Annotated in this window: 9 protein-coding genes; 4 read left to right on the top strand and 5 right to left on the bottom strand. The window is 73.6% G+C overall.

What is annotated here, in order from left to right; genetic code table 11:
- From bla to ETD96_RS31440, 3 genes are all read right to left on the bottom strand, one after another.
- A partial coding sequence (gene bla, locus ETD96_RS31450) for a class A beta-lactamase (protein ID WP_138640115.1) occupies window positions 1-915 on the bottom strand: 915 nt, incomplete at its 3' end.
- Window positions 916-1,023: 108 nt separating this feature from the next.
- Window positions 1,024-2,058 (bottom strand): magnesium transporter CorA family protein, encoded by a 1,035-nt coding sequence (locus ETD96_RS31445; protein ID WP_205719539.1) that lies wholly within the window; start codon window positions 2,056-2,058, stop codon window positions 1,024-1,026.
- 3 nt (window positions 2,059-2,061) lie between these two features.
- Complete coding sequence (locus ETD96_RS31440) at window positions 2,062-3,090, bottom strand: LacI family DNA-binding transcriptional regulator (RefSeq protein WP_138640114.1); 1,029 nt, start codon at window positions 3,088-3,090, stop codon at window positions 2,062-2,064.
- 88 nt (window positions 3,091-3,178) lie between these two features.
- On the opposite strand from ETD96_RS31440, the gene ETD96_RS31435 reads away from it, so the two are divergent.
- Window positions 3,179-4,411, top strand: coding sequence for an MFS transporter (locus tag ETD96_RS31435; RefSeq protein ID WP_240808363.1), 1,233 nt, complete (start codon window positions 3,179-3,181; stop codon window positions 4,409-4,411).
- 42 nt (window positions 4,412-4,453) lie between these two features.
- Here the strand turns inward: ETD96_RS31435 and ETD96_RS31430 are convergent, their stop codons facing one another.
- Window positions 4,454-6,160, bottom strand: a complete 1,707-nt coding sequence (locus tag ETD96_RS31430; protein WP_138640113.1) for a dolichyl-phosphate-mannose--protein mannosyltransferase — start codon at window positions 6,158-6,160, stop codon at window positions 4,454-4,456.
- Window positions 6,161-6,277: 117 nt separating this feature from the next.
- Here ETD96_RS31430 and rsmI point away from each other — a divergent pair, with 117 nt between their 5' ends.
- Window positions 6,278-7,123 carry a 16S rRNA (cytidine(1402)-2'-O)-methyltransferase gene (rsmI, locus tag ETD96_RS31425; RefSeq protein WP_138640112.1) on the top strand — a complete coding sequence of 282 codons (846 nt, stop codon included), beginning with the start codon at window positions 6,278-6,280 and terminating at the stop codon, window positions 7,121-7,123.
- Between the two features lie 51 nt (window positions 7,124-7,174).
- Window positions 7,175-7,579, top strand: coding sequence for a hypothetical protein (locus ETD96_RS31420; RefSeq protein WP_138640111.1), 405 nt, complete (start codon window positions 7,175-7,177; stop codon window positions 7,577-7,579).
- Between the two features lie 43 nt (window positions 7,580-7,622).
- Here the strand turns inward: ETD96_RS31420 and ETD96_RS31415 are convergent, their stop codons facing one another.
- Window positions 7,623-9,062: a hypothetical protein gene (locus ETD96_RS31415; RefSeq protein WP_240808362.1), complete on the bottom strand. Its 1,440-nt coding sequence runs from the start codon at window positions 9,060-9,062 to the stop codon at window positions 7,623-7,625.
- 727 nt (window positions 9,063-9,789) lie between these two features.
- Between ETD96_RS31415 and ETD96_RS31410 the strand changes: the two genes are divergently transcribed.
- Window positions 9,790-11,163, top strand: coding sequence for a glycosyltransferase (locus tag ETD96_RS31410; protein WP_240808361.1), 1,374 nt, complete (start codon window positions 9,790-9,792; stop codon window positions 11,161-11,163).
- Window positions 11,164-11,334: the final 171 nt, after the last annotated feature.

Raw genomic sequence — 11,334 nt, 5'->3', positions numbered from 1 at the left:
GTCCGCGTCGGCCTCCGCGCCCTTCCGGGTCGTGGTGACCACGATGATCAGCGGGGCGCCGCCGGGCTTCGGGTAGGCGATCGCGATGTCGTTGGCGCTGCCGTAGGTGCCGCCGGTGCCGGTCTTGTCGCCGACCGTCCAGCTCTTGGGCAGCCCGGCGCGGATCCGCTTGTCCCCGGTGACCGTCGCCTTCAGCCAGTCGATCAGCCGCGCGCGCTCGGCGGGGACGAGCGCGTCGCCCACGGTGAGCGCGCGCAGGTCGTTCGCCCAGGGGCGCGGCGCCGTCGTGTCGCGCTTCTCGCCCGGCTTCCAGTCGTTCAGGCCGGGCTCGATGCGGTCGCTGCGGCTGACCGTGTCGCCGAGGGAGCGGAGGAAGGCGGTGAGGCCGGCGGGCCCGCCGATCTCCTTCAGCACGAGGTTGCCGGCGGTGTTGTCGCTCTGGGTGATCGTCGCGTGGCACAGCTCCGCGACCGTCATCCCGGTGTCCACGTGCTTCTCGGTGACCGGCGAGAACTCCTGCAGGTCGTCCTTCGTGTAGCGGATCACCTTGTCGAGCAGGCCCGGGGCGCTCTGCCGGGCCTTGCGCAGGACGGCGCCGCACGCCATCGCCTTGAACGTGGACGCGAACGGGAACGTCTCGTCCGCCCGGTGCCCCACGGCCCGCCCGCTGCCGGTGTCGATCGCGTACGCGCCGATGCGCGTGCGGCGGGTCGTCTCAAGGCGGGTCAGCTGCTTCGTCACCTCCGCCTGCGTCGCGGCGGTCTGCACGGCGGTCTGCGAGGCGGTCCGGGACGCGTTGCTCTGCGGTGCCGCGCTCTTGACGGCCGGGTCCGCGTCCGCGCCGCAGCCGGCGGCGGCGGACACGGCGAGGACGGCGGCGGCGACCGCCCGGAAGACGGGAGCGTGTTTCGTCATGCCGGTGAGCAGACCAGAGGCGCGAAGCCGGTGTCCAATATTGATATGGGTCGGCAAGCGATATCGGCCGTCATATGGATGCGGCCTGACCTGGCCGCCTGTCCGGTGTCACAGCCAGTCCCGGAGCTTGAAGACCGTGTAGAGGATGAGGCTGCAGACCACGATCACGGCGGTGCTGGCGATGAACCCCGCGTGCTGCGAGAAGCCCGGATAGGGGACGTTCATCCCGTAGAACCCGGTGACGGCCGTCGGCACCGCGATGATCGCCGCCCAGCTGGTGACCTTCTTCATCACCTCGTTCATCCGGTTGCTCTGCAGCGCCAGCCGGGTGTCGAGCAGGTCGGCGACCAGGTCGCGCAGGCCGTCGGTCCACTCGCCGACGCGCAGCGTGTGGTCGTAGACGTCCTGGAAGTAGGGGACCAGCGGCGGCGGGACGATCGGCAGGTCGCGGCGCAGCAGCGTGTTCAGCACCTCCCGCATCGGCAGCGCGATCCGCCGCAGCGCGGCGAGGTTCTTGCGCAGCGCGTAGCTGCGCCGCTGGATCTCCTTGACCGGGAACGCGTCGGCGAACACCAGGTCCTCGACCGCGTCGGCCTCCTCGTCGAGCGCCTGCACGGCGGCCAGCTGCAGGTCGACGACGAGGTCCAGCATCCCGTAGAGCAGGAACGCGGCGGTCGGCTCGGCGAGGCCGGCGTCCGGGCTCGCGTCCCACCGCGCGATGAGCGCGTCGACGTCGAGATCGGGGTCCTGCCGGACGGTGACCAGGGCGCGCTGGGCGACGAACGCCGACAGCTCGTGCAGCGTCAGGTGCCCGCCGGCGACGTACGGGACGTAGACGTTCAGGAACGCGTAGCCCCGGTACCGGTCGAGCTTCGCGCGCTCGTGCCGGGAGACGGCGTCCTCCACGGCGACGTGGTCGAGGCCGAGCTCGTCGCTGATGACGCGCAGGTCCTCGTGGCGCGGCGCGCACAGGTCGAGCCACACGACGACGTCCGGGCGGGCCAGGTACTCGCTCGCCTCCCCGACGGGGAAGCCCTCCGCCACGAGCTCGCCGCCGCGCCACGCCCGCGTCCGCGGCGGCGCGCCGCCGATCCGGTTCTCCGGATGCCCCTCGACGTCGGTCTCGGACGGATGGGATCCCACGGCTCACACCTCCTTCGCGCGCGACCCGGCCCGGGGCGGGGCCGTCGACGCGCGCACGACGAGATCGCCCGGCAGCACCCGGGCGGCGGGGCGGCGGCCCGCGAGCAGGTCGAGCAGCGCGGCCATGCCCTGCGCGCCCAGCTCCTCGGCGGGCAGCCGCACGGTCGTCAGCTCCGGCTCCAGCGCGGTCGCCAGCAGCACGTCGTCGAACCCGGTGACCGACAGCTCGGACGGGACGTCCAGCCCGAGTGCCCGCGCCGCCTTGTAGGCGCCCGCGGCGATCAGGTCGTCGTCGCAGACGAGCACGGTCGGCGGGTCGGCGGCCGACAGCAGCCGCAGCGCGGCGTCCTTCGCGGACGCGACGTCGATCGCGCACTCCTCCCGCAGCAGGGCGCCGCCCGGGAGGCCCGTGACGACGGCGGCCAGGGCGGCGGCGCGCGCGCGGAACGTCCACTGGTCGACGGCGGCGGCCACGTGCCCGAACCGGCGGTGGCCGAGGCCGGCGAGATGCCCGGCGATCGCGCGCATGCCGTCCGCCACGCCGAAGTCGATCGTGGGGACGGTGCCGCCGGTCCGCGGGTCGGGGCCGCTGTCGAGCATGACGGCGGGCGTCTCGCCGAACCGGCCGAGGGCGTCCACCGCCATCGAGGACGCGAGCACCCCGTCGATCGCCTCCTCCGACCCGAACGGGCTGTCCGCCGGGCCCTCCGCGTCGTCCGGCCACGTCGACACCACCACGCCGAAGCCGTGCCGGGCGGCGACCCGCGCCGCACCCGTGTAGACGGGGCCGAAGAACGGCGCGGTCAGGGTCGGGACCATCAGCAGGACGGTCCGGGTGGTGCCGAGCCGCAGGTTCCGGGCCGCCTGGTTCGGCCGGTAGCCGAGCCGCTCGGCCGCGTCCCGGACGCTGCGCGCGGTGGCGGGGGAGACGCGCCCGCTCCACTTGCCGCCCAGCACGAGCGAGACCGTGGACTGCGAGACCCCGGCCTCCTGGGCCACGTCTTTGCTGGTGGGACGGCTGATGGCCGGCACCCGGTCCTCCCTGTGCGGACATTGGGACGAAAACAGACTAGAGCCGAGGGCCCCGGAAGTGGTACGTATGACGGGTTCAGTAATACGTATGACGAGAGTACGTACGACGGGGATCTCCGGGGGCCATCGAATGCGCGGCTATGTCGTCTTCCTGCGGAGGCCGTACGCGGCGCGGCTGCTCGGCGGGACCCTGCTCGGCCGGCTGCCCAACGGGATGGGCATGCTCGCGGTCGTGCTGCACGTCCGCGCGGACGACGGCGGCTACCCGCTCGCCGGGACGCTCGCCGCGCTGTTCGGCCTCGCCACCGCCGCCGGCCAGCCCGTCCTCGGCCGCGTCATGGACCGCTACGGCCAGCCGCCCGTGCTGGTCCCCGCCGCCTGCGCCGCCGCGGCCGGATTCGTCCTCCTCGCCCTCGTCGGCGCCCACCCGCTGCCGGTCGCCGTCGCCGCCGTCGTCCTCGCCGGGTTCGCCACCCCGCCGCTGGAGGCCGGGCTGCGCGCCCTCTGGCCGGACGTCCTGGACGGCCAGGAGCAGGTCGACGCCGCCTACGCGCTCGACGCCGCCGCCCAGGAGATCCTCTTCACCGTCGGGCCGCTGCTCGTCGTCGCGGCGGCGGCGCTGAACACCGAGGCCGCGCTGGTGCTCACCGGCGCGCTCGGCATCGCCGGGACGCTGGTCGTCGCGCTGTCCGGGCCGTCCCGCCGGTGGCGCAGCGCGCCGCGCGCCGCCGACTGGGCCGGGCCGCTGCGCTCCCCGGGCCTGCGGGTGCTGCTGCTCTCGCTCGGCTTCGCCGGGATCGCGCTCGGCGTCTACGCCGTCGCCGTCGTCGCCTACGCCGAGGAGCAGGGCAGCGACATCGCGTCCGGGCTGCTGCTGGCGTGCATGGCGGGCGGCGCCCTCGCCGGCGGGATCGGCTACGGCGCCCGGCCGTGGCCGGGCGAGCCGCACCGCCGGCTGCGCTGGCTGCTCGCCGCGCTCGCCGCCGGGTACGTCCCGCTCGTCCTCGCGCCGTCCCTGCCGGTCATGTCGGTGCTGGCGTTCGTGTCCGGCGTCTCCCTCGCCCCCGTGCTGGCGTGCAGCTTCGCGCTCGTCGACCGGCTCGCGCCCGCCGGGACCGTCACCGAGGCGTTCGCCTGGGTCGTCGCCGCGATCGGCGCGGGCGGATCGCTCGGCTCGTTCGTCGCCGGCGTCGGGCAGGACGCGGCGGGCGTCCCCGGCGCCTTCGCGGGCGCCGGCGTGGGCGGCGCGCTCGCGCTGGCCCTCTTCCTGGTCGGCGGCCGGACCCTGCGCCCCGGCCGCAGCGCCGCCGTCACCGCCTAGCCGTACTGCCTCGCGAGATTGGGGACCCCGGCGGGCCGGGGGTCACACCCAGGACTGGAACCAGATCCGCTCGTGCCAGTCGTCGTACGGGAGGGTCTGCGCCGACAGGATCGGGTGGAAGTACGCGAAGTTAGCCAGCACCACCAGCAGGAACGCCCCCGCGGCGGCGGCGCCGACCAGCCGCCGCACCCCCGGCCCCTGGGCCGGGACGGGCGCGTACGCCCCGCTCTCCCCGTAGGCGCCGTCCTCGTAGGCGTCGTCTCCGTACGGCCCGGCGGGGACGGCGGGCACGGAGCCGCCGGACTCCCAGGGACGGGCCGCGTGCGCGCCCGCCGCCCAGGCCGGCGCCGGGCCGATCAGGTAGCCGAGCACCAGCACCACCGCCAGCACCATGAACGGGATCAGCGGCGTCGCGTAGAACAGGAACATCGTCCGGTCCGCGAACGCCGACGGGAACCAGGTCGCCCAGCCCGCGAGGAAGCCCAGCAGGATCGCGCCCGCCCGCCAGTCCCGCAGGATCAGCCAGAGGAACGCGACGACGACCAGCGCGACCAGCGCGCCCCACCACAGCGCGGGCGTGCCGATCCCGAGGATCTCCCGCGAGCAGCGCGCCGCGCCGCACCCGCCCTTCGGCTCGGTGTAGAAGAACGCGACCGGGCGGCGCAGGATCGGCCAGTCCCAGGGCCACGACTGGTACGGGTGCTTGGCGTGCAGCCCCGTGTGGAAGCCGAGGATCTGCGAGTGGTAGTCCCACAGCTTCGGCATCGCCTCGAACGGCCGCCACAGCACGCTTCCGGACGCGTCGCCGCGGCCCCAGCCGCCCGGCTTGAAGATCCACCCCGACCAGGTCGCCAGGTAGGTCACCAGGCCCACCACGACGAGCTGCACGAACGCGGGGACGGCCTCCAGCAGCAGCGTCCCGGTGAACGGGGCGCGCACCCCGGCCGCGCGGCGGGCGCCGTAGTCCCACAGGACGACCATCAGCCCGAACGCGGCGACGTAGAAGACGCCCGTCCACTTGGTGGCGCAGGCCAGGCCGAGGCAGATCCCGGCGGCCCACCGCCATCCGTGCGCGAGGAACGGGCCGTACACCGAGATCTCGCCGCGGCCGATCCGGTCGGCCAGGGCGCGGCGGGACCGGTCCCGGTCGTTCACCAGGCACGCGAACCCGGCGAGGACCCAGAACATCACGAAGACGTCCAGCAGCGCGGCCCGGCTGGTCACGAACGCGAGCCCGTCCAGCGCGAGCAGCAGCCCGGCGGCGCAGCCGAGCAGCGTCGACCCCGTCATCCGGCGGGCGACCCGGCACAGGATCAGCACCGACAGCGTCCCGACCAGCGCGGGCATGAACCGCCAGCCGAACGGCGTCGCGCCGAACATCCACTCGCCGATGGCGATCATCCACTTGCCGAACGGCGGATGGGCGACGAACGCCGGCCCGTTCGCCCAGATGTGCGCGTCCGGGTCGGCGATCAGCATCTTGTCGGCGTTCTCGACGGTGTTGTGCTCCCAGCCGAACTTCAGCAGGGCGAGCGCGTCCTTGGCGTAGTACGTCTCGTCGAAGACCACCGCCTTCGGCGAGCCCAGCCCGTCGAACCGCAGGAACCCGGCGAGCGCCGTCACCAGCAGCGGGCCCAGCCAGGACAGCAGCGCGCTGCCCGGGATCGCGGGCGCGAGCCAGTCCCGCAGCGGGGACGTCCGGCGCCCGGACGCGGTGGCAGGAGCGGGGGCCGTATCCGTCGTCGCCATCCCGTCATCGTACGGGCGGCCCCGCCCCGCACGGCCCCTCCGGGCGGACCCGGCGGCACGGCCGGGCGTCCGCGCCGGGCCCCGCCGTGCGCGCCGGGGGCGCGGCCGGGTGGGACAATGATCCGCGTGACCGGGACCTTGCTGCTGGCGGCGGCGCCCATTGGGCGGGCCGAGGACGCGTCCGCGCGGCTGCGCGCGGCGCTCGCGGCCGCGCCGGTGATCGCGGCCGAGGACACCCGGCGGCTGCGCCGGCTGGTGGCCGACCTCGGGGTGCAGACCGCCGGCCGCGTCGTGTCCTACAACGACCTGAACGAGCGGGCGCGGGCCGAGAGCCTGGTCGAGGAGCTGCTGGCCGGGCGGGACGTGCTGGTGATCACCGACGCGGGCATGCCGGGGGTGTCCGACCCCGGCTACCGGCTGGTGCGCGCGGCCGTCGCCGCGCAGGTGCCGGTCTCGGTGCTGCCCGGGCCGTCCGCCGTCACGACCGCGCTGGCGGTGTCGGGGCTGCCCACCGACCGGTTCTGCTTCGAGGGCTTCCCGCCCCGCAAGCCGGGCGAGCGGGCCCGCCGGTTCGGCGCCCTGGCCGACGAGCCCCGCACGATGGTCTTCTTCGAGTCCCCCCGCCGGCTGGCCGACACGCTCGGCGCGATGGCCGAGTCGTTCGGCGCCGACCGTCCCGCCGCGGTCTGCCGCGAGCTGACCAAGACCTACGAGGAGGTCCGGCGCGGGACGCTCGGCGAGCTGGCCGGCTGGGCCGCCGGCGGGGTGCTCGGCGAGATCACGCTGGTGGTCGGGGGCGCGCCGGAGCCGTCCGGGCTGCGCGAACCGGCCGAGCTGGCCGCGGCCGTCGCCGCCCGTGAGGAGGCCGGGACGCCCCGCAAGCAGGCGATCGCGGAGGTCGCGAAGGAGAACGGCGCCCCGAAGCGCGTGGTCTACGACGCCGTTGTGAAGTCCAGGGCGTAGGCGCGGCATCAGACCGGTCGAACCGGTTCTTTCTGGGAATAACCCCTATCGGTGGCCGCACGGCGGGCGCACTATGGGCACGTCGGGGCCACCATGGAACTGGGACGCGGTCAGCGGGACGCGCCCGAGACGGTCTCCGAGGGGGTGAGTGCCGTGCTGGACACATGGACGAGCCACGAAGTATGGGTCTTGGAGTGCCTCAACTGCACGACGACCTGGAACGAGGAGTTCGAGGTCCGCCACGCGGGCGACGGGCACGGCAACGAGGCCGTCATCTACGAGCGCGGCGGGCAGCCCTGCACGACGCCCTGGACGGACCGCACCTGCCCGAAGTGCGGCAGCCAGAACGTCAAGGCGCTGTCGGCGATGCGCGGCAAGGAGGGCGAGCTCCCGCAGACCCGCGCGGGCAGCGACGTGGCGATGGTCTTCCACCTGCGCCGCATGCACGCCTGGTAGCCGATCCCGGCCGTCACCCGGGCGCGGGGCGCCCGGGCGCGGGTCACTTCGCGGCGACCTCGGGGACCTTGGTCTCGATCTCCGGCGCGTCCGCCGCCGGCGCGGCCGCCGCGGCGGGCCCGCGCCGCAGCCGGCGCCCCCACCCGGCGACCGTCGTGCGGACGTCGGGCGCGAACGCCGCCCCGGCGGCCAGCGCCGCCAGCGGGACGGCGGGCAGCACGTACCGGTAGTCGAACTCGGCGGTCGCGGCCGGAGCGAGCAGCAGCCCGGTCGCGAGCGTCCACGGCAGCAGCGCCGCGCCGCCGAACCGCCGCCACAGCGGGACCAGCCCGGCCAGGCCGAGCAGCAGCACGCCGCCCAGCATCGTCCCGCGCAGGTAGAAGACGTCCTGGTAGCCGCGGGCGATGCCGGCGAACGGCTCCACCACCTGCGTCCGGGCGTTGCCGCGCTCGTACGCCTTGGCCTCCTGGGAGGCGACGCCGCCGCCCGGCATGTGCCAGTCCGGCAGCGGGCGGCTGGTCTTCTCGAACTCGTACTGCGAGTAGGTGGCCGGGTCGGGGAAGACCGTCCGGTCCCACCGGAAGACGCGGAAGAAGTCGTGCGCGACGACCTGCAGGTAGTCGCCGGGCTGCGCGATGATCGCCCGCTTGGCGAAGTCGTTGCCGAGCGCGTTGTTCTCGGGGCTGAACCGGGTGCCGGTGTAGCGGTTGAGCGGGGACTGCGCGTTCCAGATGCCGTCCTGGGAGTTGGGCAGCCGGTTCGCGGGCTCGGTGCACAGCGGGTACTCGCGGACCGGCAGGTCCTTCATCTGGTGGCAGTCGGCGAACTTGTAGACCCGCGCGTACAGGAAGATCCCGTTGCTCTCGGTGATCGCGAACTTGCCGCCGTCGACCTTGTACCAGCCCATGTAGGCGACCACGGGCAGCATGCACGCGGCGAGGGTGACGGCGATCGGCTTCCAGCCGGCCCGCCGGATCAGCAGGAAGACCAGCACGCCGAGCAGCACCGGCATGCCGACCGAGCGGGTCAGCCACGCCATCCCGACGATCAGCCCGACCGCCGCGGCGATCTTCCAGGACGGGCGGTCCCGCCACAGCAGCAGCGTGACCGCGCTCACGACCAGGAAGGTGAACAGCGTGTCCGACAGGACGAGGTGCTCCAGCTGGAGCTGGTAGGCGTCCAGCAGGACCGGCGCGGCGGCGAGCGCCGCGCCCCAGCCGGGCAGCCCGAACCGGCGCCGCAGCAGCGCGTAGATCATCACGCCCATGCCCAGGCCCATCAGGTGCTGGAGCCCGGCGATGAGCGCGAAGCTGTGCAGCGGCTTGAGGATCCAGAGCAGGAAGGCGTAGCCGTCGGGGCGCAGCGGATGCGGATACGGGTCGGTCGCGACGTGCAGGTAGTCGAAGCTGTCGTTGAAGTACATGACCGGCTGGTAGCCGAGCATCGCGATGAGCCGGAGCAGTGCCGCTGTGGCAATGATCACACTGAATGCCGGATGCCGGCGCGCCAGCGCCCACAGCCCGCGCGCGCGTCGCTTACCACCCGAAAGCGGTGCGTCTCCGGAGGTTCCGTCAATCGGCGGTGCATCTCCGGTCTTTTTTCCGGCGGCGGCGCGGCCCTTCTTCCGGCCTGCTCCAGTGGGGGATTCGGGGGCGTCCGCAATGGCTTTGCCAGAATTTCCCGAGGTGCTCGCGCCGCCGGGCGTGTCGGCCCCGGCGGCGCTCTTCCCGGCGGTCTTCCCGTTCGTCCCGGCGGCGGTGTCACCGGCCTCGGCGACCGCTCCGACCTCGGCGGACGCCTCCGCATCGCCGTCCCCGGCGGCATCGGACGCGGTGTCAAGCCCTGTCTCCAGCGCGGTGCCCCGCGGCGCTTCCCCCGCCACTGCCGCACCTCCCCTTCGCTGTCCGGCCCCCGGTCCGGTGGCACTGCTCTCTCCGCCGACACTGCGTTCCACGGCGCGCGTCACAGCAGACCCACCCTTTCCGGGCCGCCGTGCCCGTATGCTTGACGTCCTAGCCTGCCGCCCGCGACCGTGGCGGAGAGGGTCTTTCGGTTGCAAGTGCGCAACACGATACGGGTGCTCTTGACGAGAGCGGCCATCATTACCCGTCCTCGGCAGGCATCATGAACGACGACGGGCCGCCCCGCGGAACAACTGAGATTAGTGGAAAACACCGCAGACGGTCACCAGGGGTAACGAAGGAGATCGCGTGGAACTCTCCGTAGTGATGCCATGTCTGAACGAGGCCGAAACGGTCGAGACCTGCGTCCGCAAGACCATCGGCTTCTTCGAGGACAAGGGCATCGACGGCGAGGTGGTCATCGCCGACAACGGCAGCACGGACGGCAGCCAGCAGCTCGCCAGGGACGCCGGCGCCCGCGTCGTGCCGGTGATCGACAAGGGCTACGGCAACGCCCTCATGGGCGGGATCCGGGCCGCGCGCGGCAAGTACGTCGCGATGGGCGACGCCGACGACTCCTACGACTTCACCACCCTCGGCCCGTTCCTGGACGAGCTGCGCGACGGCGCCGACCTCGTCATGGGCAACCGGTTCAAGGGCGGCATCGCCGACGGCGCCATGCCGCCGCTGCACCGCTACCTCGGCAACCCGGTGCTGAGCTTCATCGGCCGGCTGTTCTTCGGCAGCAAGATCGGCGACTTCCACTGCGGGCTGCGCGCCTTCGAGAAGGACGCCATCATGCGGCTCGGCCTGCAGACCGGCGGCATGGAGTTCGCCAGCGAGATGGTCGTCAAGGCGACCCTGCAGGGCTACGACATCCGCGAGGTGCCGACCACGCTGTCGCCCGACGGCCGCACCCGGGCCCCGCACCTCAACACCTGGCGTGACGGATGGCGCCATCTGCGCTTCCTCCTCCTCTACAGCCCCCGCTGGTTGTTCCTCATCCCCGGTTTGGTCTTCATGACTCTCGGCCTCGTCGCCGGGATCGCGCTGTCGACCGGTCCGGTGACCGTCGGGGAGATCGCCTTCGACGTCGACACGCTGGTCGGCGCGTCCGCCGCGCTGGTGATCGGCTTCCAGGCGGTGCTGTTCGCGCTGCTCACGAAGGTCTACGCGATGCAGGAGGGATTCCTCCCGCACGACCGCCGGGTGCAGAAGATCATCGACTGGTGGAGCCTGGAGCGCGGCCTGCTGATCGGCGGGCTGCTCGCGGTCGCCGGTCTCGCCGGCCTCGTCGCGTCGCTGCTGCACTGGCGGGTCAACAGCTTCGGCGAGCTCGACCCGCGGCACTCGCTGCGCATCGTCGTGCCCGCCGCGACCGCGCTGGTGATGAGCTTCCAGGCCATCTTCGCCTCGCTGTTCGTCAGCATCCTCGGCATCCGCCGCCGCCAGCACCCGCCGCTCACCGACCCGGCCGAGGAGGCCGCGGGCGTCGTGGACGCCGCCGCCCACAAGGCCAAGCGCGCCGCCGAGAAGGCGGAGCAGGCCGAGAAGGCCGAGAAGGCCGAGCAGGCGGAGAAGGCGGAGGAGAAGGCCGCCGACAAGGCCGAGGAGAAGGTCGCCGCGGGCTCGGCGGAGGCCGCGAAGGAGACCGACGGCGAGGGTGGCACGGCCGAGCGCTGACGGGTGCGGCGGGCGCCGGCGGGCGCTCGGCAGAGAACTTGCTGAGCGTTTCCGGGCCGGAGACCGGTGCGCCGCCCGCACTGTGACAGGCTTGACCTGCGATGGATCTTCGTTCACCGACTGCCCCCGCCGGGGCCCGATGAGCACCCGCCCCCCGGCGGGCGCCGGCAC

Origin of the sequence: Actinomadura geliboluensis, assembly GCF_005889745.1 — a bacterium.
In the GTDB taxonomy this organism is placed as follows: Bacteria; Actinomycetota; Actinomycetes; order Streptosporangiales; family Streptosporangiaceae; genus Spirillospora; species Spirillospora geliboluensis.
The sequence above is the reverse complement of the archived record's forward strand: the minus strand, read 5'-3'. Positions and strand labels throughout refer to the sequence as shown.

Excerpts from the sequence above, each read along its gene's own strand:
- ETD96_RS31435 (WP_240808363.1), top strand. The coding sequence starts at position 3,179 with ATGACGAGAGTACGTACGACGGGGATCTCCGGGGGCCATCGAATGCGC.
- ETD96_RS31430 (WP_138640113.1), bottom strand. The coding sequence starts at position 6,160 with ATGGCGACGACGGATACGGCCCCCGCTCCTGCCACCGCGTCCGGGCGC.
- rsmI (WP_138640112.1), top strand. The coding sequence starts at position 6,278 with ATGATCCGCGTGACCGGGACCTTGCTGCTGGCGGCGGCGCCCATTGGG.